This window comes from Cellulosimicrobium sp. SJTW-1, from assembly GCF_047716875.1.
Classification (GTDB): Bacteria; Actinomycetota; Actinomycetes; order Actinomycetales; family Cellulomonadaceae; genus Cellulosimicrobium; species Cellulosimicrobium funkei.
The window spans coordinates 3,600,249-3,627,083 of record NZ_CP136680.1 but is presented as its reverse complement, the minus strand read 5'-3'; the positions used below and the strand labels follow the sequence as shown (position 1 = coordinate 3,627,083).

25 protein-coding genes, 1 tRNA gene and 1 other RNA gene are annotated in these 26,835 nt (G+C 75.0%); 20 read left to right on the top strand and 7 right to left on the bottom strand.

Translation table 11 applies throughout. From position 1 onward, the window contains the following. Nucleotides 1–2 precede the first annotated feature (2 nt). The 3 genes from RSE42_RS16300 to RSE42_RS16290 all read left to right on the top strand — a co-directional run bounded on the left by RSE42_RS16300 (nt 3) and on the right by RSE42_RS16290 (nt 3,850). Nucleotides 3–2,516, top strand: a complete 2,514-nt coding sequence (locus RSE42_RS16300; protein WP_415297141.1) for an ATP-binding protein — start codon at nt 3–5, stop codon at nt 2,514–2,516. Next, nucleotides 2,513–3,223: a response regulator gene (locus RSE42_RS16295; RefSeq protein WP_061268972.1), complete on the top strand. Its 711-nt coding sequence runs from the start codon at nt 2,513–2,515 to the stop codon at nt 3,221–3,223. The genes RSE42_RS16300 and RSE42_RS16295 overlap by 4 nt, the downstream gene beginning before the upstream one ends. Nucleotides 3,224–3,355: 132 nt before the next feature. Continuing rightward, a complete protein-coding gene (locus tag RSE42_RS16290; RefSeq protein WP_415297139.1) occupies nt 3,356–3,850 on the top strand; it encodes a hypothetical protein in 495 nt (164 codons plus the stop codon). A 28-nt stretch (nt 3,851–3,878) separates the two neighbouring features. Here the strand turns inward: RSE42_RS16290 and RSE42_RS16285 are convergent, their stop codons facing one another. From RSE42_RS16285 to RSE42_RS16265, 5 genes are all read right to left on the bottom strand, one after another. Beyond that, nucleotides 3,879–4,706, bottom strand: coding sequence for a hypothetical protein (locus tag RSE42_RS16285; RefSeq protein ID WP_415297137.1), 828 nt, complete (start codon nt 4,704–4,706; stop codon nt 3,879–3,881). Nucleotides 4,707–4,770: 64 nt separating this feature from the next. Continuing rightward, nucleotides 4,771–6,435 (bottom strand): ABC transporter permease, encoded by a 1,665-nt coding sequence (locus tag RSE42_RS16280; protein WP_415297135.1) that lies wholly within the window; start codon nt 6,433–6,435, stop codon nt 4,771–4,773. Further along, a complete protein-coding gene (locus RSE42_RS16275) occupies nt 6,432–7,367 on the bottom strand; it encodes an ABC transporter ATP-binding protein (RefSeq protein ID WP_363375506.1) in 936 nt (311 codons plus the stop codon). Before RSE42_RS16275 ends, RSE42_RS16280 begins: the two co-directional genes overlap by 4 nt. Then, nucleotides 7,364–8,065, bottom strand: coding sequence for a TetR/AcrR family transcriptional regulator (locus RSE42_RS16270; protein ID WP_076404487.1), 702 nt, complete (start codon nt 8,063–8,065; stop codon nt 7,364–7,366). The genes RSE42_RS16275 and RSE42_RS16270 overlap by 4 nt, the downstream gene beginning before the upstream one ends. Before the next feature lie 291 nt (nt 8,066–8,356). Further along, nucleotides 8,357–8,442 (bottom strand) — tRNA-Ser (locus RSE42_RS16265). 166 nt (nt 8,443–8,608) lie between these two features. Here RSE42_RS16265 and ffs point away from each other — a divergent pair. From ffs to RSE42_RS16220, 9 genes are all read left to right on the top strand, one after another. Beyond that, an RNA gene (gene ffs, locus RSE42_RS16260) (signal recognition particle sRNA small type) lies at nt 8,609–8,705 on the top strand. 472 nt (nt 8,706–9,177) lie between these two features. Next, nucleotides 9,178–10,080 (top strand): MetQ/NlpA family ABC transporter substrate-binding protein, encoded by a 903-nt coding sequence (locus RSE42_RS16255; RefSeq protein WP_021482467.1) that lies wholly within the window; start codon nt 9,178–9,180, stop codon nt 10,078–10,080. 170 nt (nt 10,081–10,250) lie between these two features. Then, entirely contained in the window at nt 10,251–11,459 is a 1,209-nt protein-coding gene (locus RSE42_RS16250; RefSeq protein WP_082774752.1) for a methionine ABC transporter ATP-binding protein, read from the top strand. Further along, nucleotides 11,459–12,121 carry a methionine ABC transporter permease gene (locus tag RSE42_RS16245; RefSeq protein ID WP_021483094.1) on the top strand — a complete coding sequence of 221 codons (663 nt, stop codon included), beginning with the start codon at nt 11,459–11,461 and terminating at the stop codon, nt 12,119–12,121. The genes RSE42_RS16250 and RSE42_RS16245 overlap by 1 nt, the downstream gene beginning before the upstream one ends. A 78-nt stretch (nt 12,122–12,199) precedes the next feature. Beyond that, nucleotides 12,200–15,373, top strand: coding sequence for a DNA polymerase III subunit gamma and tau (locus tag RSE42_RS16240; protein WP_415297131.1), 3,174 nt, complete (start codon nt 12,200–12,202; stop codon nt 15,371–15,373). Between the two features lie 42 nt (nt 15,374–15,415). Beyond that, entirely contained in the window at nt 15,416–16,012 is a 597-nt protein-coding gene (locus RSE42_RS16235) for an RNA polymerase sigma factor (protein WP_396050368.1), read from the top strand. Beyond that, nucleotides 16,009–16,875: a hypothetical protein gene (locus RSE42_RS16230; RefSeq protein ID WP_415297129.1), complete on the top strand. Its 867-nt coding sequence runs from the start codon at nt 16,009–16,011 to the stop codon at nt 16,873–16,875. Before RSE42_RS16235 ends, RSE42_RS16230 begins: the two co-directional genes overlap by 4 nt. Before the next feature lie 84 nt (nt 16,876–16,959). Next, nucleotides 16,960–17,559 carry a recombination mediator RecR gene (recR, locus tag RSE42_RS16225; protein ID WP_021483478.1) on the top strand — a complete coding sequence of 200 codons (600 nt, stop codon included), beginning with the start codon at nt 16,960–16,962 and terminating at the stop codon, nt 17,557–17,559. A gap of 15 nt (nt 17,560–17,574) precedes the next feature. Next, nucleotides 17,575–18,144, top strand: a complete 570-nt coding sequence (locus RSE42_RS16220) for a DUF5063 domain-containing protein (protein ID WP_415297127.1) — start codon at nt 17,575–17,577, stop codon at nt 18,142–18,144. 33 nt (nt 18,145–18,177) lie between these two features. On the opposite strand, the gene RSE42_RS16215 is transcribed toward RSE42_RS16220, so the two are convergent. Together RSE42_RS16215 and RSE42_RS16210 are read right to left on the bottom strand one after the other, a co-directional pair. Then, on the bottom strand, nt 18,178–18,732 hold the full coding sequence (locus RSE42_RS16215; RefSeq protein WP_085387295.1) for an SRPBCC family protein: 555 nt from the start codon (nt 18,730–18,732) through the stop codon (nt 18,178–18,180). Further along, a complete protein-coding gene (locus tag RSE42_RS16210) occupies nt 18,729–19,094 on the bottom strand; it encodes an ArsR/SmtB family transcription factor (RefSeq protein WP_168945295.1) in 366 nt (121 codons plus the stop codon). The genes RSE42_RS16215 and RSE42_RS16210 overlap by 4 nt, the downstream gene beginning before the upstream one ends. 114 nt (nt 19,095–19,208) lie before the next feature. Here RSE42_RS16210 and RSE42_RS16205 point away from each other — a divergent pair, with 114 nt between their 5' ends. The 8 genes from RSE42_RS16205 (at nt 19,209) to RSE42_RS16170 (ending at nt 26,775) form a co-directional block, all read left to right on the top strand. Next, on the top strand, nt 19,209–20,024 hold the full coding sequence (locus RSE42_RS16205) for a TSUP family transporter (RefSeq protein WP_170982126.1): 816 nt from the start codon (nt 19,209–19,211) through the stop codon (nt 20,022–20,024). Between the two features lie 94 nt (nt 20,025–20,118). Then, nucleotides 20,119–20,649, top strand: a complete 531-nt coding sequence (locus RSE42_RS16200) for a histidine kinase (protein WP_163188673.1) — start codon at nt 20,119–20,121, stop codon at nt 20,647–20,649. Nucleotides 20,650–20,722: 73 nt separating this feature from the next. Further along, nucleotides 20,723–21,565 (top strand): DUF4097 family beta strand repeat-containing protein, encoded by an 843-nt coding sequence (locus RSE42_RS16195; protein ID WP_086149772.1) that lies wholly within the window; start codon nt 20,723–20,725, stop codon nt 21,563–21,565. A 31-nt stretch (nt 21,566–21,596) separates the two neighbouring features. Continuing rightward, entirely contained in the window at nt 21,597–22,433 is an 837-nt protein-coding gene (locus tag RSE42_RS16190) for an ABC transporter ATP-binding protein (protein WP_085387298.1), read from the top strand. Then, nucleotides 22,430–23,194: an ABC transporter permease gene (locus RSE42_RS16185; RefSeq protein WP_171468382.1), complete on the top strand. Its 765-nt coding sequence runs from the start codon at nt 22,430–22,432 to the stop codon at nt 23,192–23,194. Before RSE42_RS16190 ends, RSE42_RS16185 begins: the two co-directional genes overlap by 4 nt. Before the next feature lie 168 nt (nt 23,195–23,362). Then, a complete protein-coding gene (locus RSE42_RS16180) occupies nt 23,363–24,157 on the top strand; it encodes a formate/nitrite transporter family protein (RefSeq protein ID WP_171468381.1) in 795 nt (264 codons plus the stop codon). A 138-nt stretch (nt 24,158–24,295) separates the two neighbouring features. After that, the gene (locus RSE42_RS16175; RefSeq protein ID WP_031316267.1) at nt 24,296–25,633 is read left to right on the top strand and encodes an aspartate kinase; all 1,338 of its coding nucleotides are present in this window, start codon (nt 24,296–24,298) and stop codon (nt 25,631–25,633) included. Nucleotides 25,634–25,656: 23 nt separating this feature from the next. Then, complete coding sequence (locus RSE42_RS16170) at nt 25,657–26,775, top strand: aspartate-semialdehyde dehydrogenase (protein ID WP_415297122.1); 1,119 nt, start codon at nt 25,657–25,659, stop codon at nt 26,773–26,775. The last annotated feature ends 60 nt before the right edge of the window (nt 26,776–26,835 follow it).

Below are 26,835 nucleotides of genomic sequence, written 5' to 3'. Positions count from 1 at the left end.
GCATGGCGCGCGGACGGCTGCGGGTCCTCCTCGGCGCGGCGCCCGGCGTCGGGAAGACCTACGCCATGCTCGAGGAGGGCCGCCGTCTGCGCGACGAGGGCCGGGACGTCGTGGTCGCGGTCGTGGAGACCCACGGCCGCGCCGCGACGGCGGCCATGGCGGAGGGCCTCGAGGTGGTGCCGCGCGTCCGCGTGACCCACCGGGGCGTCGAGCTCACGGACCTCGACCTGGACGCCGTCCTCGCGCGGCGCCCGGACGTCGCGCTCGTCGACGAGCTCGCGCACACGAACGCGCCGGGCCTCGCCCACGAGAAGCGCTGGCAGGACGTCGACCGGCTGCTCGACGCCGGGATCGACGTCATCTCGACCGTCAACATCCAGCACATCGAGTCGCTCAACGACGTGGTCGAGAAGATCACGGGCGCCGTGCAGCGCGAGACGATCCCCGACGCCGTCCTGCGCGGCGCCGACCAGATCGAGGTCGTCGACCTCGCGCCCCAGGCGCTGCGCGACCGTCTGGCGGGCGGGTACGTGTACCCGGCCGAGCGCGTCGACGCGGCGCTGTCGAACTACTTCCGCCTCGGCAACCTCACCGCGCTGCGCGAGCTCGCGCTGCTCTGGCTCGCCGACGAGGTGGACGCGGCGCTCCAGCTCTACCGGACCGAGCACGGGATCGACAGCACGTGGGAGGCGCGCGAGCGCGTCGTCGTGACGCTCACGGGCGGCCCCGAGGGGGAGACGCTCGTGCGGCGCGGCGCCCGGATCGCCGCGCGGTCTGCGGGCGGCCAGCTCCTCGCGGTGCACGTCACGACGCAGGACGGCCTGCGCGACGCCGCCCCCGGCGCGCTCGCGCACCAGCGCGCGCTCGTCGAGCAGCTCGGCGGGACGTACCACCAGGTCGTGGGCGACGACGTCCCCACCGCGCTCGTCGAGTTCGCCAAGGGCGTCAACGCCACGCAGCTCGTCATCGGGGTATCGCGCCGGGGCAGGCTCGCGTCGGCCCTCAGCGGCCCCGGCATCGGCGCGACGGTCACGCGCGAGGCGGGCAACATCGACGTCCACATCGTCAACCACGCCGCCGCCGGGGGAGGGGCACGCCTGCCCCGCTCGGGCGGCGCGCTCACCCTGCGGCGTCGCGTCGCGGGGTTCGTCCTCGCGCTCGTCGGCGGACCGCTGCTCACCTGGCTCCTCGTCACGGCGCGCGACGAGGACACGCTCGTGACCGACGTCCTGGCGTACCAGCTGCTCGTCGTCGTCGTCGCGCTCGTCGGGGGCGTCTGGCCCGCGGTCTACGCCGCGGTCCTGTCGGGCGTCACGCTCGACTACTTCTTCGTCGAGCCCCTGCACACGATCACCGTGGGCGAGCGGTTCCACCTCGTGGCCCTCGTCCTGTACGTCGTCATCGCCGTGCTCGTGAGCGTCGTCGTCGACCGCGCGGCGCGCACGACGCGCGCGGCCCGGCGGGCGGCCTCGGAGTCCGAGGTGCTCGCCACGGTCGCGGGCAGCGTCCTGCGCGGGCAGGACGCCGTGCAGGCCCTCGTGAGCCGGGCGCGCGAGGCGTTCGGCATGGTGGGGGCGCGGCTCGTCGTCTCCGGGACGGAGCTCGCGGCCGACGGCGACCCGGGGCCGGGCGCGCCCAGCACGACGGTGCGCGTGGACGACCGGGCGGACCTCGAGCTGTTCGGGCCGGACCTCGCCGCGTCCGAGCGGCGCCTGCTCAACGTCATCGCGGTCCAGCTCGAGGCCGCGCTCGAGCACAGCGACCTCGCCGAGGTCGCGAGCGAGATGGACCAGCTCGCCGAGTCCGACCGCGTGCGCAGCGCGCTGCTCTCGGCGCTGAGCCACGACCTGCGCCGCCCGCTGAGCGCCGCGACCGCCGCCGTGAGCGGCCTGCGCTCGACGCGCGGCGCGCTCAGCCCCGCCGACCGGGACGAGCTGCTCGCGACCGCCGACGAGAGCCTCGGCGCGCTCGGCACGCTCATCACCGACCTGCTCGACGTGAGCCGGCTGGAGGCGGGCGTCCTCGGGGTGTCGCGCACCGAGGTCGAGCCGGCCGACGTCGTGCTGCCGGCGCTCGACGAGCTCGGTCTCGGGCCCGCCCAGGTGGAGCTCGACCTCGAGCTCGACGTCCCCGCGGTCGTCGCCGACCCGGTGCTGCTCCAGCGCGTGCTGGTCAACCTGCTCGCCAACGCGACGCGGCACTCGCCGCCGGACGAGCGCGTGCGGATCTCGACGAGCGCGTTCGGGGGGTCGGTCGAGATCCGCGTCGTCGACCACGGCCCGGGCATCCCGCCCGAGCGGCGCGAGGACGTGTTCGTGCCGTTCCAGCGCCTCGGCGACACCGACAACACGACCGGCCTCGGGCTCGGCCTCGCGCTGTCGAAGGGGTTCGTCGAGGGCATGGGCGGCACGCTCACCCCCGAGGACACCCCCGGCGGAGGGCTCACCATGGTCGTGGCCCTGCCCGCCGCGGGCCCGACGCCCCACCCCGACGCACCGGAGACCAGCGCGCCATGAAGATCCTCATCGCCGACGACGACCCGCAGATCCTGCGCGCCCTGCGCATCACCCTCACCGCGCAGGGCTACGAGATCATCACGGCGACCTCGGGCTCGCAGGCGATCGCGCGCGCGATCGACCACCGGCCCGACGTCCTCATGCTCGACCTCGGCATGCCCGAGCTCGACGGCCTCGACGTGATCCACGCCGTCCGGGGCTGGTCGGACGCCCCGATCCTCGTGGTGTCCGGGCGCACGGGCGCCGCCGACAAGGTCGAGGCCCTCGACGCGGGCGCCGACGACTACGTCACGAAGCCGTTCTCCATCGAGGAGCTGCTCGCCCGCATCCGCGCGCTCACGCGCCGCGTCGCGCACGAGGACTCCGCGCCGGTCGTCGTGCTGGGCGACGTGACGGTCGACCTGTCGGCCCACAGCGTCGTGCGCGTGCGCGACGGCCAGACCGAGCAGGTGCGGCTCACCCCGACGGAGTGGCAGGTGCTGGAGCGGCTCGTCCGCAACCCGGGCAAGCTCGTCACGCGGCAGACGCTGCTCACGGAGATCTGGGGCTCCCAGCACGTGAGCGACACGGGCTACCTGCGCCTGTACGTCGCGCAGCTCCGCAAGAAGCTCGAGCCGGAGCCGGCGGCCCCGCGCTACCTGCTCACCGAGGCGGGCATGGGCTACCGCTTCGAGCCGGACCCGGGCTCCCCGACCGCGGCGTCCTGACGACGGCCGGCGAGCAGCCTCCCCGCGGGCGGACGGCCCCGCCCGTCGGGAGGCCGTGAGGATCCGGGCGCGGGCCGTGTGCGTTCCGTCAGGCCCGGTCTCCGCCCCCGCCGCGCGCGGTAGACCGGAGCCATGACCCTCGTGCACACCGCGTTCGCCGCCCGGCTCGCCGCGCTGCGCGGCGCTCCCTCGTCGGCCTGGCCGGGCGGCACCGTCCTCGCCCCGCACGACGTGCTCGTCGACGGGACGAGCCTCGCCGCCTGCGCCCGGCTGCGCGCGACCCCGACCGTCCACGTGCCCGCGAGCGCCGACCCGGGCCGCGTCGGGCGGCTGTGGGAGGCGTCGCCGCGGTGCGTCGTGCTCGCCGGGGTGGAGGACGTCGTCCCGCGCCTCGGGGGCCACCACCGGCAGGTGTGGCTCGACGCCGACCTCGACGCGTGCGGCGCGGTGGTCGAGGAGGCCCGGCTCGTCGGCCGCGTCTCGGCGGCGTCCCTGCGCCGCTTCACCGTGCACCCCGCCCCCGGTCGCGCCGGGGGCGTCGCGCGATTCCCCGAGGACCTGCGGCGTGGTGACGTCGTCGCGGTCCCGTGCCCCGGCGTCGTCCACGAGCGCGAGCTCCGGCGCTGAGCGGGAGCCGCGGGCCGTGAGGGGACCGCTACGGCGTCACGGGGCCCGCGGCGTCGTCGACGAGGCGCGCGAGCTCGCGCGCGACCGCACCCGGCAGGGCCGGAGGGAAGAGCAGCGCGCGCTGCCGCTCGCCCGCCCGCCAGCCGTCGCACGCGAGCGCCGCGAGCACGAGGGACGACGGCGCGCCCTCCTCCCGCCACGCGCGCAGCACGTCCGCGTGGACCGTGTGCTGGCCCTCGGGCACGTCGTCGCGCGCGACCCCGCCGAGGGCGTAGAGGCGCAGGAGCGCCGCCGCCTTGCGCGAGTCGTCGAGCGCCGCGACCGACGCCGCGACCGCGGCGCGCGACGGGTCGAGCCGCAGCGGCGAGAGGTCGTCGAACCCGGACTGCACGACCTCGATCGCGACGTCGTCGACCAGCGTCTCCGCGTCCCCGAACATCGACCGGAGGGTCGACTCACTGCGGTCGCACCGCCGCGCGACCGCGGCGAAGGTGACGTTCTCGACCCCCTCCTCGAGCGCGACCCGCAGCACCGCGTCCACGAGCGGGCGCTCGTCGTCGCGGAACGGGTCCTCGTCGAGCTCGACGTCGCGGAACACGACGGCGCGCGCGGGCGGCCGGACGTCGGCGTACCGGGAGAGGTCGTCGACCAGCTCGTCCCACTCCGTCTCGGTGAACCGGTACGCGTCCTGGTACAGGCCCAGCCACGTGCCCTCGAGCGCGAGGGCCGCGACCCACGTGCGCGGCTCGCGGGCTCCCGCGCCCTCGGTCGGCTCCCGCGCGGGGATCGCGTCGACCCACTCGTGCAGGGTGGCCCTGGCCGAGCGCGTCGCGTCGCTCCGGTCGGGCGTGGACATGACCGTCACCTCCGTGGTCGGAAAAGGTGGATCGAGCCTAGCCGGAGCCCACGACGGCCACGCGTCAGGGGCGCGGGACGTCGCGGCGGCGGAAGCCCGCGAGGCCCAGCGCGACGAGCACGACGGCGAGGAGCGTGAGCCACACGAAGGGCCACGGCTCGGCGTCGGCCCCGGGGAGCTGGGGCACGTGCCAGAAGGGCGAGAGCCCGCTCGCCCACGACGGCAGGTCGAGCAGGGCGCCGAACATCGTCACGACGAACGAGTAGGCGAGGAGCGCCCACGCGAGCGCCGCGAAGCCCGGGCGCGACCCGAACGCCGCCACCGCGACCCCCGCGACGACCGCGACCGCGGGCAGGTACGCGAACGACGCGGCGAGGTGGTCACCGAGGCCGAACGCGTCCTCCCCGACGCTCAGGGCGCCGAGCCACAGCCCGACGGCGCTCACGGCCAGCAGCACGCACGTCCCGACCAGCGTCACGACGAGCTGGCCCGCGAGCCACCGCACGCGCCCGACACCCGTCGCGAGCACCGGCTCGAGCCGCCCCGCGGTCTCCTCGCCCCGCGCACGCTGGGCCGAGGCGACGGCGAACCCGCCCGCGCCGAGCCCGAGGAAGAGCGCCATGACGGCGACGAAGCCGGCCACGAGGTCGGACGCGTCGCCGATCATCTGGGCGACCTCGGGGTTGGCCGCGACCATGTCGCCCACCGAGTCGACGAACGTCCCGCACGCGAGCGCCGTGACGCCGATCCCGATCGCCCACGCGAGCACGGACGCGCGCTGCTGACGCCACGCGAGGGCGAGCGGGCTCGCGAGCCAGCGGGCGGCGTCGGGCCGGCCCGCGCGGGGCGGCACGAGCCCGGCGCCGAGGTCGCGCCGGGCGGCGAGCGCCGCGCCCAGGGCGAGGAGCAGCACCACGAGCGCGACGGACAGGCCGAGGGGCCACCAGCGCAGGTCGACGAACGCCCGGATCTGCTGCGCCCACCCGATGGGGGAGAGCCACGAGACCCAGCTCCCGTGCTCCTCCTGCACGTCGCCGACGGCGCGGAGCAGGAACGCGACGCCGAGCACGGCGAGCGCGAGCCCGCTCGCGCCGCGCGCGTGCTCGGTGACCTGGCTCGTCACGACGGCGACGGCGGCGAACACGAGGCCCGTGACCCCGACGGCGGCGCCGAGCGCGAGGGAGTCCACGGCGTCGAGCCCGGTCGCGACGAGCACGACGCCGGTCGCGAGCGCGATGGCCGCGTTCGCGACGACCGCCGCCACGAACGCCGCGGTCGCGGGCGCGTGCCGCCCCACGACGCCCGCCCGGACGAGCTCGGCCCGGCCGGTCTCCTCCTCGGCGCGCGTGTGCCGCACGACGAGGAAGATGCTCATGATCGCGACCGCGACCATGACGGTGAGCGCCATCTCGTTGGCGATCATCGCGCCGAGCGTGTAGTCCTCGATGCCGTACTGCGGCCCGGACAGCATGATCCCGGCCGGGCTCGAGACGAGCGCCGCGCGCGCCTGGCGGTCGGCCGCCGTCGGGTAGAGCGTGTCGAGGGCGACCGCCGCGTACCCGAAGAGGAGCGCGACGGACGCCGTCCACACGGGGATGCGGACGCGGTCGCGGCGCAGGACGAAGCGCAGCAGGGTGAGCCAGCCCGTCGCCGCGCGGCCGGGACCCGGGGGCTCGGGAGCGACGGCGGCGCCTCGTCCGCGGGGCGGGGCCGCGGTGGGGGCGCTCACAGCGCACCGGCCCCGTCGAGCTGGGCGAGCTCGTCGCCGTAGTGGCGCAGGAACAGCTCCTCGAGCGACGGCGGGGTGACCGTGACGGACCGCAGCCCCAGTTCGGTGAGCGCGCGCAGCACGGGCTCCACGTGGTCGTTGTCGACGTCGAAACGCGCCCGCGTCCCGTCGGCGCCGGGCTCGACGAGGAGGTCGTGCACGCCGTCGAGCGCGTCGAGGGCGGCGGGGTCGCGGTCGGTCACCGCGGTGACCGACGACCGCGTGAGGTGCCGCAGCTCGGCGAGCGTGCCGGACTGGACGGTGCGGCCGGCCCGGATGATCGTCACGGTGTCGCACAGCTTCTCGACCTCCGCGAGGATGTGGCTCGAGAGCAGCACCGACCGGCCCTCCGCCGTGACCTCGCGCACGCACTGCGTGAACACCGACTCCATGAGGGGGTCGAGGCCCGACGTCGGCTCGTCGAGCACGAGCAGCTCGACGTCGGACGCGAACGCCGCGACGAGCGCGACCTTCTGCCGGTTCCCCTTGGAGTAGGTGCGCGCCTTCTTCGACGGGTCGAGCTCGAACCGTTCGAGCAGGAGCGCCTTGCGGCGCGGGTCGACGCGCCCGCGCAGCCGGGTGAGCAGGTCGATCGCCTCGCCGCCGGTGAGGTTCGGCCACAGGCTCACGTCGCCCGGCACGTACGCGAGGCGGCGGTGCAGGTCGACGGCGTCGCGCCACGGGTCCCCGCCGAGCAGCCGGGTGGTCCCCGAGTCGGCGCGCAGCAGCCCGAGCAGCACCCGGATCGTGGTCGACTTGCCGGCGCCGTTGGGCCCGAGGAACCCGGCGACCTCGCCCGTGCGGACGGTCAGGTCGAGGCCGTCGAGCGCCTGCACGTGGCCGAACGCCTTGCGCAGGTCGTGCACCTCGACGGCGGGGGTCGTGCTCGTCATCGCGTCTCCTCCTGGTGGGTGGTGTGCCGGACGTACGCGTCGAGCAGCGTCGGCTCGACGAAGAGCCCCTCGGTGAAGACCTCGAGCGCGGGCAGCATCACGCGCTCGACGTACTCGCGGAGGTCGGTCTCGGGGTCGCGCGGCTCGGTCCGCTCGCGCAGCGCGCCGTCGACGAGGAGCGAGCCGAGGGAGAGCGAGACGAGGTACCGCGCGCGGGCGGGCTCGTCGCGGCTCGGGCGGATCACCCCGGCGGCGACGCCGTCCTCCATGTACTCGAGCGTGACCTGCGTGAGGTGCTCGACGAACGACCGCGCGAGGTCGCCGCCCGCCTGGAGGCTGCGCAGCGTGTACTCGAACACGGGCGCGTAGTCCTCGATCCCGGCGAGCTGCGTGAACAGCGCCATGGGCCCGGCCGCCGGGTCCTGCGGCGAGATCGCGTCGGTCTTCGCGGCGCGGACGGCGTCGAACACGTACGCGTCGCAGGCCCGGCGCAGCCCGTCCTTGGAGCCGAAGTGGTGCACGACGAGCGCCGCGCTCACGCCCGCGTCCGCCGCGACCGTGCGCAGCGGCGCGCCGAACCCGTCACGCGCGAACCGCGAGATCGCGGCGTCCCGGATGCGGGCGCGGGTCGTGAGGTCGTCGGTGCCCGACGGCGCGGGCGTGGCCCGACCGGTCCGCGGAGGCTGCTCTGAACGCATGTTCAATAGACTAAACATGCGTTCAACGCCTGTCCAGGGGTCCAGGGGGCTCCCAGGGTGGGTGGATGTGGCGAAGATCCGGGACTCCGGGGCTCTCCACCCCTGCCGTTCCGGGCCGGACACCCGTAGGCTGGGGGGAGCCGTCGGCGGCACCGCCGGCGCCACGTCCCGGCGCGTCGGACCGTCGGGACGTCGAGAGGCCCGTCGCACCTGTGCGACGGGCCTTTTCGGTGTGCGCCCGCACCCCGACGACGAAGGGCCCGCCGCGAGTGCGGCGGGCCCTTCGGTCTGCGGAGGATGGGGGATTCGAACCCCCGAGGGCTGTTAACCCAACACGCTTTCCAAGCGTGCGCCATAGGCCACTAGGCGAATCCTCCTGGCGACGGTCGGCGACGCACGGATGCGCACCGACAGCAGCGCAACGAGGATACCGGACGGCGGCGCCCCGGCCGAATCGCCTCCGGAGAGCCTGCGATCAGGCGCGCGGCGGGGCGCGCGGTGGAGCGGGTTTCGAGCGCGGCACCGACCTGGGCTAGGGTGGGTGCAGACCCCTCGTGCGGCATCATCTCGCCGAACTCCCCCAGGGCCGGAAGGCAGCAAGGGTAGGTGAGCTCTGGTGGGTGTGCGAGGGGTCCTCTGCGTCCCCGGACCGCACACCCCACCGTCCAAGTGTCGCCCGCCACCTCGCGGCATTCGCCGCTTTTCGCCCGGTTGAGGCGCCTCCGTTCCCGGCATGCGATCACTTTCCGGTCCACATCGTGGACTTTCGCGGTCGGAGATTGGCGTGCGGGCCGCCGTCGTGCCCATGATGTCGGCATGACCCGTCAGCACGTCGTGACCACGACCCCGCGCGCAGCAGCCTGCGCCGGCTCGTCGTGCTGTCGCCGCGTGCGCACCGGGCGAATGTGCGGCTGCTGACGCCGTCGTGACCCGCAGGGAGACCTGCGCCGCACCCGCCGCGTCGTCCTCGACGACGACCGGCCCCCGCTCGCCGCGTGGCTGATGGCCCGCCGGAAGCACCCCGAACCCCACCGCCTCGCAGGGACCCCCTGCACTCCCGGCCGTGCCGGTCGCCACCCGTGACCGCGCCGCCGTCATCGGAAGGAACCCCCATGTCGTTCTCCACCACCCGCAAGCGCCTGACCTGGACCGCGATCGCCGCGACGGCCGCCCTGACCCTCACCGCGTGCGGTGGCGGCGACTCCTCGGGCGGCGCCTCCGGCGAGAGCGGCGACGGGGGTCCGATCCGCGTCGGCGTCGTCGGCGCGTCCGACGACAAGTGGGCCGTCTTCCAGGAGCAGGCCGAGGCCGAGGGCATCGACGTCGAGCTCGTCGACCTCCAGGACTACACGCAGGCCAACCCCGCGCTGTCCCAGGGCGAGCTCGACGTGAACCAGTTCCAGCACCTGCAGTTCCTCGCGGGCTACAACGTGGACGCGAACGACGACCTGCAGCCCATCGGCGCGACCGCCGTCTACCCGCTGGGCCTGTACTCGACGAAGCACACGTCGCTCGAGCAGATCCCCGACGGCGGCCAGGTCGCCGTGCCCAACGACCCGACGAACCTCGCCCGCGCGCTCCTCGTGCTGCAGGAGGCCGGCCTCGTCGAGCTCAAGGACGGCGGGAGCTCCATCTCCACCGAGGCCGACGTGCTGCCCAGCTCGAAGGTGACCGTCACGCCCGTCGACGCCGCGCAGACCCCGATCCAGCTCCAGTCGGTCGACGCGTCGATCATCAACAACGACTTCGTCGAGGACGCGGGCCTCTCGCCCGACGAGGCCCTGTTCCAGGACGACCCCGACTCCGACGCCGCGAAGCCCTACATCAACGTGTGGGTCGCGCGCGCCGAGGACAAGGACGACGAGACGCTGCTCAAGCTCGCCGAGCTCTCGCACTCGCCGGAGGTCGTCGAGGCCGAGAAGAAGGCGTCGGGCGGCACCGCCGTCATCAAGGAGAACTCCCCGGCGGAGCTCCAGGAGATCCTCGCGGGCATCGAGGCCGACATCCGCGGCTGACCCCGGCACGTCCCGGGCGACGGGAGGGCGGGCGCGCAGGACGCGCCCGCCCTCGCGCGCCGTCGTGCCGGGGAGAGACGATGGCAGGCGGACGGCTCGCCCGACGGCGGGCCCCGACCGCGCCAGGCGGCCCGGCCCTGCGGCCCGGCCTCCGACGAGAGGATTCCGACGTGACCGACGTCCCCCGCGACCCGGGTGGTGACGAGCAGCCCGCGATCGAGCTGCGCCACGTGAGCAAGACCTTCGGCGAGGGCGACGGGGCCGTGCACGCGGTCGACGACGTCTCGCTGTCCATCCGCCGCGGCGAGATCTTCGGCGTCATCGGCTACTCCGGCGCCGGGAAGTCGACGCTCGTGCGGCTCGTCAACGCGCTGGAGACGGTGACGAGCGGCGAGGTCGTCGTCGACGGGCAGGTCATCACGGGCCTGTCCGAGCGCCGCGTGCGCGAGGTGCGCTCGCGCATCGGGATGGTGTTCCAGCAGTTCAACCTGCTGTCGTCGCGCACCGTCGCGGGGAACGTGGCCTACCCGCTCAAGGTGGCGGGCTGGTCGCGCGAGAAGCGCGCGGCCCGCGTCGCCGAGCTCCTCGCGTTCGTCGGCCTCGCGGACAAGGCGAAGGCGTACCCGCGCCAGCTCTCGGGCGGGCAGAAGCAGCGCGTCGGGATCGCCCGCGCGCTCGCGGCGCAGCCCACGATCCTCCTCGCCGACGAGGCGACCTCCGCGCTCGACCCCGAGACGACGCGCGAGGTCCTCGCGCTCCTGCGGCGCGTCAACGCCGAGCTCGGCATCACCATCGTCGTCATCACGCACGAGATGGAGGTCGTGCGCTCGACGTGCCACCGCGTCGCCGTGATGGAGCACGGGCGGGTCGTCGAGACGGGCGACGTGTACGACGTCTTCTCCGCGCCCCGCGCCGACGCCGCGCAGCGGTTCGTCGGCACCGCGCTGCACGACCGGCCGTCGCGCGAGACGCTCGCCCGCCTGCGCGAGCGCCACCCGGGCCGCCTCGTGACGGTCGGCGTGCGCGAGGGCGCGAGCACCGGGACGGACCTGTTCCGCCTGCTGCGCGAGCACGACGTCGACGGGTCCGTCGTCTACGGCGGCATCTCCGAGGTGGGGGAGCGGCCGTTCGGGTCGCTCACCGTCGAGCTCGACGCGCCCGAGGACCGCATCGCGCCGTTCCTCCTCGCGCTGGGCGAGCGCGCCGACGTCGTCGACCTCGGGACGGCGGAGCACCCGCTCGACGACCCGCGCGTCGCGCGCCTCGCCGCGGCTCCGGCCGACGAGGACGCCCCCGACCCGACCGACGACGACCCGGGCGACCCGTACGGTCTCGCCCGCGACACCCTCTTCCGCCACGGCAACCTCGGAGGCCGCTGATGAACCGCGACTGGTCCCAGCTGTGGCCGATACTCGTCGAGTCGTTCGGCCAGACGCTCCAGATGGTGTCGGTCGCCCTGCTCACGGGCGGCGTCGCGGGCCTCGCGCTCGGCATCGCGCTCTACGTGACGCGGCGCGGCAACCTGCTCGCCAACCGCTGGGTGTTCGGCGTGCTCAACGTGCTCGTCAACATCGTGCGGCCGATCCCGTTCATCATCTTCGTCACGCTGCTCGGACCGGTGACGCTCCAGGTGGTCGGCACGACGCTCGGCACCGAGGCGTTCATCTTCCCGCTGTCGGTGATGACGGCGTTCGGCACGAGCCGCATCGTCGAGCAGAACCTCGTGGGCATCGACCCGGGCGTGATCGAGGCGGCGCGCGCCATGGGCGCGTCGTCGTGGCGCATCATCACGACGGTGCTCGTGCCCGAGGCGCTCGCGCCGCTCATCCTCGGCTACACGTTCCTCTTCATCGCGGTGCTCGACATGTCGGCGATCGCCGGGATCATCGGCGGCGGCGGGTTGGGCAACTTCGCGATCGTCTACGGCTACCAGCGCTACAACTGGGGCGTCGTGGTCGTGACGGTGCTCGTCATCATCGCGATCGTGCAGGTCGCGCAGCTGCTGGGCAACTGGCTCGCGCGCAAGGCGCTGCACCGCTGACGTGGCCGGGCCGGGACCGGCGGGACCGACGGCGGAGCGACCTCGTGCGTGTGGGTCGCGACGTCTAGAGTGACCGGGGTGAGCACCGCCCTGTACCGCCGCTACCGGCCCGAGACCTTCGCCGAGGTGATCGGTCAGGACCACGTGACCGCACCGCTCATGCAGGCGTTGCGCAGCGGTCGGGTGAACCACGCCTACCTGTTCTCCGGGCCCCGAGGGTGCGGCAAGACGACGAGCGCGCGCATCCTCGCGCGCACGCTCAACTGCGAGCGGAACACCCCCGAGAGCCCGCTCGACACGCCGTGCGGGCAGTGCCCGTCGTGCGTCGAGCTCGCGCGCGGCGGCCCGGGCAGCCTCGACGTGGTCGAGATCGACGCGGCGTCGCACAACGGCGTGGACGACGCGCGCGAGCTGCGCGAGCGCGCGGCGTTCGCTCCCGCGCGCGACCGGTACAAGATCTTCATCCTCGACGAGGCGCACATGGTGACGCCGCAGGGCTTCAACGCCCTGCTCAAGCTCGTCGAGGAGCCGCCGGAGCACGTGAAGTTCGTGTTCGCGACGACGGAGCCGGACAAGGTCATCGGCACCATCCGCTCGCGCACGCACCACTACCCCTTCCGCCTCGTCCCGCCGGACGTGCTCGGCCCCTACCTCGAGGAGCTGTGCGCGGCCGAGGGCGTGTCGATCGGCAGCGGCGTGGTCCCGCTCGTCACGCGCGCGGGCAGCGGCTCGGTCCGTGACTCGCTGTCCGTCATGGACCAGCTCATCGCGGGTGCCGAGGACGGCGCCGTCGAGTACGAGCGCGCGGTCGCGCTCCTCGGCTTCACGCACGCGACCCTGCTCGACGACGTCGTGGACGCGCTCGCCGCGCGCGACGGCGCGAGCATCTTCCGGGTCGTGGACCACGTCATCGCGACGGGGCACGAGCCGCGGCGCTTCGTCGAGGACGTGCTCGAGCGCCTGCGCGACCTCATCGTCATCGCGGTGTCGGGCGACGAGGCGCAGGCCGTCCTGCGCGACCAGCCCGCCGACCAGCTCGAGCGCATGCGCACGCAGGCGCAGCACCTCGGGGTGGCCGAGCTGTCCCGGGCCGCCGACCTCGTCAACGCCGCGCTCACCGAGATGACGGGCGCGACGTCGCCCCGCCTGCACCTCGAGCTCCTCATGGCCCGCCTGCTCCTGCCCGGGGCGGACGACGGCGCGGCCGGGTTCGCGGCGCGCCTCGACCGGCTCGAGCGCGGAGGCCTGGGCAACGTCGTGGTCCCCCCGGCCGCGGGGACGCCCGCCCCGGGCGACGGCGCCACGGCCACCGCGACGGCCCCGGCTGCTGCTCCGGCCGGCGCGCCCTCCTCGGGCCTCACCGGCGCCGCTGCCGTCCGCGCGGCGCTCCGGCCCGCGCGACCGGCTCAGCCCGCCGCGGCACCCGCGAGCGCGCCGACCGTGCAGGAGCCGACGCCGGTCGGGCACGTCGCGGCTCCCGCCGCGCCGGAGCAGGACCGCCCGTCCGGCGACGCCTCCGCGTCTCCTGCCGCCGCATCACCCTCTGCCGCATCACCTGCTGCCGCGTCGCGCGCGGCCGACGGCGCGGGGTCGTCGGCGGTCGACAGCGCCGGGTCGGCCGTCGCGTCGTCCGCTCCCACGGACTCGTCCGCGCCGGGCGAGGAGACCGCGCCCGCCGAGGCGTCCGCCCCCGAGCGGACCGGTCTCGTGTCCGGTGCGGCGAGCGCTCCGCCCCGCACCGCGTCCGGCACGACGCCCGTCTCGGAGTCCGAGGCCTCGGGCGCCCGTGCCCGCGAGACCGCTGCCTCTGCTGCCTCGGCGGATGCTCCCTCCCACGCCCCCGAGGCATCGCACCACGAGGCATCGCACCACGAGGCACCGCACCACGAGGCCTCGCGCCAGGAGACGTCCCGCGAGGAGGCGCCGCGCGAGCAGACCCCGCGGCCGTCGACGCCGCGCGAGGCGGCTCCCCGGCAGGAGGCGGCCGCGTCGTCTGCTCCGGCGGCGGGTGGCGCCAGCCCTGCCCTGACGACGGAGGAGCTGCGGCGGCGCTGGCCGGAGGTCCTCGAGAACCTGCGTGCGAGCCCCGTGACGTGGTCGCTGGTGAGCGCCAACGCGCAGGTCGCGGAGCTCGGCGCCGACGTGCTCTACCTCGCCTTCCCGTCGCCCGGGCTGGCCCGCACGTTCTCGTCGTCTAAGCACACGAGCGCGGTCCAGGACGTCGTCTACCAGACGCTCGGGCTCCAGGTCCGCGTCGAGCCGCGCCTCGACGAGGGCGGCCCGGCGGGCGGCGGCTCGGCGCCGTCGTCCGGCCCGGCGCCGGTGTCGCCCGCGCCGTCCGCCGGCCCCGCGCCGTCGGGCCCTGCGTCGCCCGTCGCCACGTCGTCCGGCCCGGCGGCGAGCGCCCCGACGGCAGCGGCTCCCGCCGCGTCCGGCCCCGCGGGGTCCGCCTCGGCGAGCGCCGGGGCTGCCGCACTCCACGGCTCGGGCGGCGCGCAGCCAGGAGTGCCGGTCGCGACCGTCGCGGCGCCGAGCGCGCCCGGCGCCGCCCGCTCCGCGAGCGCCTCCCGCCCGGCGGACGAGGCCGCGGAGGCGCACGAGACCCCGCGCGCCGCCGTCGCGCTCCAGGAGCGACCGAGCACCGAGATCGCACCTGCCGCGCCGCCGGCCCGCTCGACCGTGGTGGACGCCGCCGACGAGGCGTGGCTCGCCGGGGCGTCTGTCCCGGCGTCCGCACCGGCGCCAGAGCCGCGCGTGGACAGCGCGGACGAGGCGTGGCTCGCGGGGCTGCCCGCGGAGCCGCCCGCCGACCTCGACGACGGCCCCGAGCCGGAGCCCGTGCTCGAACCGGCCCCGCCGACCACCCCGACCCCCACGCAGGCCCCCGCCCGCACTGCGCCGTCCGCCGCCCCCGCGCCGACGGCGCCGGGACGGCCGCCCGCCGCGTCGCCCGCGGCCTCGCCGCAGGGGGCGCCCGCCCGCGCGGCGGCCCCCGCCGCACCGGCGTCCGCAGGCACGTCGGCCGCACCGCTGCGCGGCGTCTCCGCCGCGCGCGCGGCGATCGCGGCGGCCCGCGTCCCGCGGCCCGCCGAGGAACCCGCCCGGCGGGGCGAACCGTCCACGGCCGACCCGATGGACGACCTCCCGTCCGCGGACGACCCCGACATCGTCTCGACGGGCCTCGTCGGGACCGCGCTCGTGGTGAGCCTGCTCGACGGCAAGATCATCGAGGAGATCCACGACCAGGGCTGACTCTCTCGAAACAGCGGGCCGGGTGCCGGACACGTACGAGGTATGAGCCCACCTCCCGTGGCGGACCGTGAGGAACGGTTCCGCGACCTCTACCGAGACACGTACGCCGACGTGCTCCGCTTCGTGCGGCGACGCACCGACGACGACCACGCCGAGGACGTCGTCCACGAGGCGTTCGTCGTCGCGTGGCGGCGGATGCGCGACCTCCCGCCGACCCGGGACGCCCAGCGGGCGTGGCTGTTCGGGGTCGCGCGCGGCTGCCTCCTCAACGACCGGCGGGCGAGCACCCGACGCGGTGCGCTCGGTGTCCGGCTCGCCGCGCAACCCGAGCCGCTCCTCCCGGCCCCTGACGAGCAGACGGCTGCGCGCTCCGACCTCGCGGCGGCATGGCGCCGGCTCACCCCGGACCAGCAGGAGGTGCTCTCGCTGCTCCTCTGGGAGGACCTGCCGTCCGCGGACGCAGGGCGCGTCCTCGGCATCTCCCCGGTCGCCTACCGGCTCCGTCTGCACCGCGCTCGCACGGCGCTCCGTCGGCTGCTCGCCCTCGACGAGGGTGCCGACACGGACGCTGCGGACCACCGGCCCGCCGCCTCCCGTGCCCGATCCCTCGACGTCACCGCCCAGGAGGCGCTCCGATGACTCACGACGACCTGACCGTCCTCCGCGGGCTCGATCCCGCCCCCGCGTCCGACCTCTCCGCCGCCGAGGCCGCGCGTGCGGCCCAGGGCCTCGACCACATCCTCGCGGGCGAGGAGCCCGGCACGACGGGTGCCCGCGCCGTCGGGCACCTCGCCGTGCAGGCCCGGCGCCGCACGGCGCGCCGGGTCGGCGTCCCGGCGGCCGTGGCGGCTGTCGCCGCGGTGGCGTTCGCGGTCCCGTTCGTCGGTCCGGCGCCGCACGCGCTCGCGTCGTGGACGCCCGAACCGGACCCGCTCTCCGCGCAGGACCTCGCCGTACTGGACGCGGCGTGCCGCGCGCGGGTCGGCTCCGAACGGGTGGTGACGGTCGACGACGTCGTGCTCGCGGAGCGTCGCGGCTCATGGGCGGCCGTGATGTACCTGCACGACGACGCACAGGGGCAGACCCTGCAGTCGTCGTGCGTCGGCTACCTGCCCCCGGGCGCCGACGAGGCGGAGGACCTCTCCGCAGCGTCCGCGAGCGGTGGCGGTCTCGTCCCGTCCTCCCGCGGCGTCGCGGAGGGCGCGATGTTCCAGTCGGGCGGCAAGGCCTACCCGTGGAGCCGCGAGCGTCCCGTGCTGTCGATGACGGGCGGGCGCGCCGGTGCCGACGTCGTGGCGCTCACGCTCCGGCTCGCGGACGGGACCGCCGTCGCGACCACGCTCGAGGACGGCCGCTTCGTGGCCTGGTGGCCCGGGCCGATCTTCGACCCGGCGACGGCGGACGGTCCCGGCGGCGAGGGCGGCCCGGAGCCCGCCATCACCTACGAGGCGACGTACGCCGACGGCACGACGCGGACCGTGACGCCCGAGCCGCCGGGATGACCGTGGCCTGAGCGCCGACCCGGCCCGTCCGCGAGAGCGGCGGGCCGGGCTCGGCGTGTGGGCCGCGCCCCGTAGGCTGGGGGTGTGTACGAAGGCGCTGTCCAGGACCTGATCGACGAGCTCGGCCGACTCCCCGGCGTCGGGCCCAAGAGCGCGCAGCGCATCGCGTTCCACCTGCTCGCCGCCGACGCGGTGGACGTGCGCCGGCTCGCCGACGCGCTCACCGAGGTCAAGGCGCGCGTCCGCTTCTGCGAGACGTGCGGCAACGTCGCGGAGTCGGAGCAGTGCCGCATCTGCGCGGACCCGCGCCGCTCGCCCGAGGTGATCTGCGTCGTCGAGGAGCCCAAGGATGTCGTCGCGATCGAGCGCACGCGCGAGTTCCGCGGCCGGTACCACGTGCTCGGCGGCGCCATCAACCCGATCGAGAACGTCGGGCCGGGCGACCTGCGGATCGCGGAGCTCATGAGCCGGCTCGCGGACGGTCAGGTGACCGAGGTGATCCTCGCGACCGACCCGAACGTCGAGGGCGAGGCCACCGCGACCTACCTCGCGCGCATGCTCGGCCCCATGGGCCTGCGCGTGACCCGCCTCGCGTCGGGCCTCCCGGTCGGTGGAGACTTGGAGTACGCGGACGAGGTGACGCTCGGCCGGGCGTTCGAGGGCCGCCGCCTCGTCGGCGGCTGACGGGAGGTGACGAGCATGGGGGAGATCCACAACGACCCCGACCTGCGGGACATCGCCGAGGGCATGGCGGAGCAGGCCCGCGCCTACCTCACCACGACGACGCAGGTCGCGTCCGGCGCGGCCCCCGGCGCGGTGCTGCCGCTCCTGCTCCTCGCGCTGTCCGACGCGCTCGCCGCGGGCGCCCGCCTGGGGGCCGTGGGCGACGTCGTACCGGTGGAGCGCTTCGAGCCCGACGCCGGCCGCGACACGGACGTGGACCCGCTGCGGACGGCGCTCGCGCGGATCTTCGACGGGTTCGACGACTACGCCGAGATCACCGACCCGCTCGTCGGTGCCGAGGTCGGCGCGGCGTCGCTCTCGGGCGACCTGGCGTGCGTGGCCGAGTGCCTCGCGAAGGGCCTGCAGCACTACGACGGCGGCCGTGAGCTCGAGGGCCTGTGGTGGTGGCAGTTCTCCTACGTCTCACTGTGGGGGGAGCGCGCCGCGAGCGCGCTGCGCGTCCTGCAGCTCGCGCTCGCGCACCTGCGTCTCGACGTCGAGGACGACGTCGCGACCGAGGCGGAGTACGACGCCCTTCAGTCTTGAGCCGTCGGTCCCGGCGCCGCGGGCGTCCCGCGGTCAGACGGCGCCGGCCGCCCGGCCGTAGTGGTCCGCCAGCCCGGCGAGGTACGGCTCCCACGGCACGGTGGCGGCGTCGCGCCCCTCGCGCACGGCGACGAGCCGGTCGAGGTAGTACTCCCACCCGGGCCCCACGTTCCGCGCGTCGTCGCCGGGGCCGAGGAGCTGGCGGAAGGTCAGCGTCGTGACGCCGTCCTGCTCGGTGAGCTCGAAGGACAGGTGCCACGTCTGGTCGCCCGAGGACGTCACCCCGGCGAAGCGGTGCGGCGGCTCGCACCGGGTGATGCGGTACTCCTCGGGATCGGGGTCGTCGCTCTCGGCCGTCATGAAGAACTCGACGCGGCCGGTCGCGGGGTCGCCCTCCCAGTAGCCGATCCACCGCGCGAGCCGGCCGGGCTCCGTGAGGCTCGCCCACACGTCGTCGGCCGGCGCGCGGAACGTCCGCGTGACGACGAGCTCGTCGCCCGCGGGGCCGCGCTCCACCGTCCCGCCGGGTGTCGGCAGACCGGGTGCTGGCGGGACGGGCGCTGCCGATGGGGTCGTCGGGTCGCTCATGCGCTCTCCTCGTGCCGGGTCGTGCCGCGCTCGGCACGACGTTCTCGGGTCGTGCGGCGGACCTCGAGGTCGAGGCCGTCGAGCGCCCGCGCCGGGACGGGCGGGGCGGGTCTGGTGAGCGCCGCGACGAACGCGGCGAGGGGGTCGAGCGCGGCGGGCCGCAGCGAGTAGACGCGACGGCGTCCCGCGACGACGGCCTCCACGAGCCCCGCCTCGCGCAGCACGCGCAGGTGGCGGCTCACGGCCGGGCGGGAGACGTCGTCGCGCACGCGCGCGAGGTCGCCCGCGCTGAGCGACCTGGCCTGCAGCGCGCGGAGCAGGTCGCGGCGCACGTCGTCGGCGACCGCCTCGAACACGTCCATGCGTCAAGCGTAACCGTGCGGTTACGCGTAGGGAAGGGGCGCGGCGTCCTCGACGCCGCGGACCGGCCGTGGACCCGGCCCGGGCGCGGCCCGTGGGCGTGGTACCACTGGGGGGTGCTTCCCGCCCTCTCCCTCCCGGTCTCCGGCGGGCTCGAGATCGACGGCGTGACCGTCCTCCTGCTCGTCCTCGCCGCGCTCACGGCGGGGTGGATCGACGCCGTCGTCGGCGGGGGCGGGCTCGTCCAGCTCCCGGCGCTGCTCCTGGTCCCCGGCATCAGCCCCGTGCAGGCGCTCGCGACGAACAAGCTCGCGAGCATCATGGGGACGTCGGTGAGCGCCGCGACGTACTACCGGCGCGTCGGGCCGGACCTGCGCACCGCCGGGCCCATGGCGCTCGCGGCGCTCGTGGGCGCCGTCGGGGGAGCGGCGCTCGCGTCGCGCATCCCGGCCGACCTGTTCAAGCCGATCATCCTCGTGGTGCTCGTCGGCGTCGCGGCCTACACGATCGCGAAGCCGAAGCTCGGGCACACGACGAACCTGCGCTGGGAGGGCAACGGCCACCGCTGGGCAGCGGCCGGGATCGGCCTCGTCATCGGCACCTACGACGGCCTGCTCGGCCCGGGCACGGGGACGTTCTTCGTCATCGCGCTCGTGAGCATCCTCGGGTACGCGTTCCTGCCGGCGTCGGCGCTCGCGAAGATCGCGAACTTCGCCACGAACGCCGGCGCGCTGATCTTCTTCGTGCCGTACGGCGCGGTGCTGTGGGGGCTGGGCCTCGTCATGGGCGCGGCCAACCTGCTCGGGGCGTACGTGGGCGCCCGGATGGCGGTCGCCAAGGGCAGCGCGTTCGTGCGCGTGGTGTTCGTGGTCGTCGTCGGCGCGCTCATCGTCAAGCTCGGGTACGACGTCGTCCGCGACCTCACGGCCTGAGGTCCCGGCGTCTCGAGGCGGGTGTCACCCATGGTGTCATCGTGTTGTCACTCAGGGGTTGCGGTGACACCACACGTGGTGCCATGATGGCGTCATGGACCTCACCCCGTACGTCGACGACCTCCAGGACCGCCTCGCCGCTGCTGCGGACGCCGCCGGTGACGACGGCCGTCGGCTCGCCGAGCGCCTGACCGCTCCGCTGGACGCGGCCGTGCGTCTCGTCCTCCTCGACGCGCTCTCCGCCGCGGCGGGGGAGATCTCCGCGGAGCTCGCCCCCGGGTCGGTGGACGTGCGGCTGCGCGGTGGTGCCCCTGAGTTCGTGGTCGCCGTCCCCGCCGTCGCGCCCGCCCCGACCGAGGCGCTCGTCCCGGCGAGCACGCCGGCCGCGCCGGCCGGCCCCGCGCCGACCGACGTCGAGGCGGGGGCCACGACCCGCACGACCCTGCGCCTGCCCGACCACCTCAAGACGCAGGCCGAGACCGCCGCCGCGCGCGACGGCGTCTCCGTCAACACGTGGCTCGTGCGCGCGGTTGCCGCGGCGCTCGAGCAGTCCACCGGACGCCCTGCCGCGCAGGCCCGCCCGCAGCAGCGCGGCTCCGCCCGCGTCACCGGCTGGGTGCGCTGACCACCTCGGTCCCCGTCCCCGCCTCCTCCGACCGCACCTGACACCACCACGACACCACTCCTGGAGCTTCGTCATGCCCACTTTCCCCGCCCCTCAGCCCCTGCCCGTCGTCGTCGACGTGCCGTTCGCCCAGCTGCACGTGGTCGCCGGCGACCGCGACGACGTCGTCGTCACGGTCCTGCCGACCGATCCCGCGAAGTCCGGCAGCGTCCGCGCCGCCGAGGCGGTCCGCGTCGACGGCGACGGCAGCGCCCTGACGATCTCCTACCCCGGGTCGTGGAAGCAGTACGTGCTGCCGTTCGCGTCCGGCACCGCCGACATCACCGTCGAGCTGCCCGCGGGCTCCGACGTGCGCGGCAAGGCGGGCTCGCTCTACGCCGAGGGCAGCCTCGGTACCGTCGAGATGGCGCTCTCCGCCGGGGACGCCCGCGTCGAGGACGTCGACCGGCTCGACGTCAAGGCCTCGGCGGGCTCCGTGGCGGCGCGCCGCGTGCGGGGCTCGCTGGACGCCCGCGTCAGCGCCGGGTCGGTCCGCGTCGAGGAGGTCCGTGGCGAGGGCACCATCAAGGCGACCAACGGCACGACGACGGTCGGCGCCGTCACCGGCTCGCTCGCCGTGCACGGCGCGCACGGCGACATCGCGGTGGCGCGCGTGAGCGGCACGCTCACGGCCAAGTCCGCGCACGCCGGCATCCGGGTCGAGCGCCTGGACTCCGGGAGCGTCACCCTCGCGACGTCGTACGGCTCGATCGAGGTGGGCGTGCCCGAGGGCACCGCCGCGTTCCTCGACGCGAGCTCCGAGCACGGCAGCGTGCGCAACCACCTCACGCCCACGGAGGGCCCCGTCGAGGACGAGGCCACCGCGGAGATCCACGCCAGCACCGGGTTCGGCGACGTCGTCGTCCGCCGGCCCTGAACCCACCAACCTCAGGATCGGAGATCCGCAGATGTCTGCTGACCAGACCCTCGCCCCGGCCGTCCGGGTGCGAGGCATCGAGAAGTCGTACGGCGACCTGCGCGTGCTGCGCGGTGTCGACCTCGAGGTGGCGCGCGGGAGCATCGTCGCGCTGCTCGGGTCCAACGGTGCGGGCAAGACGACGCTCGTGCGGATCCTGTCCACCCTGCTCGCGCCGGACGCGGGGACCGCGGCCGTCGACGGGCACGACGTCGTCGCCCAGCCCGGGCAGGTGCGCGAGTCCATCTCGCTGACGGGGCAGTTCGCCGCGGTCGACGAGGTGCTCACCGGGCGGGAGAATCTGGTGCTCGTCGCCCGCCTGCGGCACCTGGCCGACCCGGGCCGCGTCGCGGACGACCTGCTCGCCCGGTTCGCCCTCACCGACGCCGGGGCCCGCCGCGCCGGGACCTACTCGGGCGGGATGCGGCGCCGGCTGGACATCGCCATGAGCCTCGTCGGCGACCCGTCCGTCATCTTCCTCGACGAGCCGACGACGGGCCTCGACCCGCAGGCCCGCAACGAGGTCTGGGCCACGGTGCGCGAGCTGGCCCGGGGCGGCACCACGGTGCTGCTCACCACCCAGTACCTCGACGAGGCCGAGCAGCTCGCCGACCGGATCGCGATCCTGCACCGCGGGACGATCATCCAGAACGGCACCCTGGCCGAGCTCAAGGCCCTGCTGCCCCCGGCGACCGTCGAGTACGTCGAGAAGCAGCCCTCCCTCGAGGACGTGTTCCTCGCGCTCGTCGGCGACGCCGGCGACAGCGCCCCCACCGCGGACCGGACGAGCGTCGACGGCGCCCGCCCGGCAGGAGAGGAAGCCCGATGACCACCCACGCCCTGGCCGACACCCGAGCCCTCACGGGCCGCTCGCTGCGCCACGTGCTGCGCAGCCCCGACACGATCATCACGACCGCCGTGACCCCGATCGCGCTCATGCTCCTGTTCGTCTACGTGCTCGGGGGCGCGATCGACACCGGGAGCGGCGGGTCGTACGTCGACTACCTGCTGCCCGGCATCCTGCTCATCACCGTCGCGTCGGGCGTCGCGTACACGTCCTACCGGCTGTTCCTGGACCTGCAGGGCGGCATCGTCGAGCGCTTCCGGTCGATGCCCGTCACCCGCTCCAGCGTCCTGTGGGCGCACGTGCTCACCTCGCTCGTGGCCAACCTCGTCTCCGTGACGCTCGTCGTCGGGGTCGCGCTCCTCCTGGGGTTCCGCACGAGCGCGTCGGTGGGATCGTGGCTGGCCGTGCTCGGCATCCTCGTCCTGTTCGTCCTCGCGCTGACCTGGCTCGCGGTCGTCGCCGGGCTCTCGGCCAAGACGGTCGACGGCGCGTCAGCCTTCAGCTACCCGCTGATCTTCCTGCCGTTCGTCAGCTCGGCGTTCGTCCCGACGGACAGCATGCCGGGGCCGGTCGCGTGGTTCGCCGAGAACCAGCCCGTCACCGCGATCGTCGACACCCTGCGGTCGCTCTTCGCCGGCCAGCCCGTCGGGAGCGACATCTGGGTAGCGCTCGCGTGGCTCGTGGGCATCCTCGTCCTTGCCTATGCGTGGGCGACGGCGATCTACCGGCGCCGCGTCGGCTGACGACCGACCGGGACCGACGCCCGAGGGGCCGCGAGCGGGAGACCGCGCGCGGCCTCTCGGACGTTCCCGCACCGTGCGGCCCGGAGCCGGTGGGCGGACCTTCGGTCCCGCTCCGTCGCGACCACCGGCCCTGTCCGGGAGCCCGCTCGGGCCGCGAGGATCGAGGGCGTGCAGACCCTCGCCCAGGCGGTGACCACCCAGTCGGAGGCGGCCCGGGAGAAGGTGCTCCTCGCCAGACGCCCCGGGCGCTACCTCGTCGCGGCGATGCTCGCGGGCGCGTACATCGGCGTCGGCGTCGTGCTCATGGTCGCGACGGCGGGCCCGTTCCTCGCCGGCGGGGCGCCGGGCGAGCGGCTCGTCGCCGGCGGCGTGTTCGCCGCGGCCCTCACCCTCGTCGTCTTCGCCGGGGCCGAGCTCGCCACGTCCGCGATGATGGTCCTCACCCAGGGCGTCGCCACGCGCGCCGTCCGGGTGCGCGACGCCGTCGCCACGCTGGGCCTGTGCCTCGTCGGCAACCTGGCCGGGTCGATGCTCTTCGCCTGGGCCGTCACGCAGGCGGGGGTGCTGCGCTCGAACGCGGCCGCGGGCGAGATGGTCGCCTCGATGCTGCGGGCCAAGGCGCACGAGACCGGGGGAGAGCTGTTCTTCCGCGGCGTGCTGTGCAACGTCCTCGTGTGCGCCGCGATCTGGGCCTGCGGGCGCCTGCGCTCGGAGGCGGGCAAGGCGGTCATCCTGTTCTGGGGGATCCTCGCGTTCATCGCGTCCGGGTTCGAGCACGTCGTCGCCAACATGACGACGTTCTCCCTCGGGCTCTTCGGCGACCTCGGCCCGACGACGTGGGCCGACTTCGGCCGCAACCTCACCTGGGTGGGCCTCGGCAACCTCGTCGGCGGGGCCGTCGTCGTCGGGCTGGCGTACGTCGTCGTGGCCGGTCCGCGGGCGCGCGTGCTGCCGGAGGTGTGAGCCCGGCGTCGGTCGTCACGGTCCGCAGGGCGGGACGGGCTTGGCCGGGGCGTGGGACGCGTGCCTATCATCGACCGACCCACAAGCACCCGGCGGGCCGTTGAGAGAGACGGAGGCCGGCGACAGATGGAGCAGCACGTGGCACTTGTCGTGCAGAAGTACGGCGGTTCGTCCGTCTCGGACGCCGAGAGCATCAAGCGGGTGGCCAAGCGCATCGCCGAGGCGAAGCGGGCCGGGAACGACGTCGTCGTCGTGGTCTCGGCGATGGGCGACACGACCGACGAGCTCATCGACCTCGCCCAGCAGGTCAGCCCCCTCCCTCCGCAGCGCGAGATGGACATCCTCCTCACCGCGGGCGAGCGCATCTCGATGTCGCTGCTCGCGATGGCCATCACGAGCCTCGGCGTGAAGGCGAAGTCGTTCACCGGGCAGCAGGCCGGTCTCATCACCGACGCGGTGCACGGCAAGGCGCGCATCGTCGACGTCGTCCCGACGCGCGTGCGCGAGACCCTCGACCGCGGCCAGGTCGCGATCGTCGCGGGGTTCCAGGGCGTCACGCAGTCGACGAACGACGTGACGACGCTGGGGCGCGGCGGGTCGGACACGACCGCCGTCGCGCTCGCGGCAGGTCTCGACGCCGACGTGTGCGAGATCTACACCGACGTGGACGGCGTGTTCACGGCCGACCCGCGCATCGTGCCGTCCGCGCGCAAGATCGACCGCATCACGTACGAGGAGATGCTCGAGATGGCGGCGAGCGGCGCGAAGGTCCTCGCGCTGCGCTGCGTCGAGTACGGCCGCCGGTACGGCGTCCCCATCCACGTGCGCTCGTCCTTCAGCGGCAAGGACGGCACGTTCGTCAGCGCGGACGCGTACACCGCGCGCCCCGGCGCGAGCGCCGGCTCCCCGGCCGGCACCGCCGGCAGCACCGCAGACCTTCCCGAGGAGACCGTCATGGAAGACCCGATCATCTCCGGCGTCGCGCACGACCGCAGCGAGGCCAAGATCACCGTCGTCGGCGTGCCCGACGTCCCGGGCACGGCCGCGCGGATCTTCGAGGTCGTCGCGGGCTCGGGCGTGAACATCGACATGATCGTGCAGAACGTGTCGGCGGCCCGCACGGGCCTCACCGACATCTCGTTCTCCCTCCCCGAGGGTGACGGCCCGGCCGCGATGTCCGCCCTCTCGGCGCTGCAGGCCGAGATCGGGTTCGACTCGCTCCAGTTCGACGACCAGATCGGCAAGCTCTCGCTCGTCGGCGCCGGCATGAAGTCGCACCCCGGCGTCTCCGCGAAGCTCTTCGGCGCGCTGCGCGACGCGGGCATCAACATCGAGATGATCTCCACCTCGGAGATCCGCATCTCCGTCGTCACGCGCGAGGACTCGCTCGACGACGCGGTGCGCGCCGTGCACACCGCCTTCGAGCTCGACGCCGCCGACGGCGAGGCCGTCGTCTACGCCGGCACCGGCCGCTGACCCGACGCAGGAGAGGACCCACCATGAGCACCCAGAGCACCCCCGGTCTGCACCTCGCCGTCGTCGGCGCGACCGGCCAGGTCGGCGCGGTCATGCGCCGCCTCCTCGAGGAGCGCGACCTGCCCGTCGCGAGCGTCCGCTACTTCGCGTCGGCGCGCTCCGCCGGGTCGACGCTCCCGTGGCGCGGGACCGACGTCGTCGTGGAGGACGTCGCCGCGACCTCGACCGAGGACCTGCGCGGGATCGACGTCGCGCTCTTCTCCGCGGGCGGCGCGACGTCGAAGGCGCAGGCCGAGCGGTTCGCCGCCGCGGGCGCCGTCGTCATCGACAACTCCTCCGCGTGGCGCATGGACCCCGACGTCCCGCTCGTCGTCTCGGAGGTGAACCCGGGCGCGCTGCGCGAGGCGCGCAAGGGCATCATCGCCAACCCCAACTGCACGACGATGGCCGCGATGCCCGTCCTCAAGCCGCTCGCGGACGAGGCCGGGCTGGAGCGCCTGGTCGTCGCGACGTACCAGGCCGTCTCCGGGGCCGGGCTCGCCGGTGCGGAGGAGCTGCGCGCCCAGGCCGTCGCGGGCGCGGCGGCCGAGGGCACGGGCGCCGGGCTCGTCGGGCTCGTGCACGACGGCGGCGCGGTCGCCCTCCCCGAGCCCACCGTCTTCCCGCGCAACGTCGCGTTCAACGTCGTCCCGCTCGCCGGGTCGATCGTCGACGACGGGCAGGAGGAGACGGACGAGGAGAAGAAGCTCCGCAACGAGTCCCGCAAGATCCTCGGGCTGCCCGAGCTCGCCGTCGCGGGCACGTGCGTGCGCGTCCCCGTGTTCACCGGGCACTCGCTCGCGATCCACGCCGAGTTCGGCGCCGCGATCACGCCCGACCGGGCGCGCGAGATCCTCGCTGCCGCCCCCGGCGTCGCGCTCGCGGACGTGCCGAACCCGCTGGAGGCGGCGGGCAAGGACCCGTCGTTCGTCGGTCGCGTCCGCACCGACCAGTCCGTCCCCGGCGGACGCGGCCTCGTGCTGTTCGTCTCGAACGACAACCTCCGCAAGGGCGCCGCGCTCAACGCGGTGCAGCTCGCCGAGCTCGTCGCGCAGGACCTCGACGGCGTCCGCGCCGCGTTCGCCCCCGCCCTCGCGAGGTAGAGCCCCGGTCCCGCGAGGTAGAGCTCCGGTCGCGCGAGGTAGAGCCCCGGTCGTGACCAG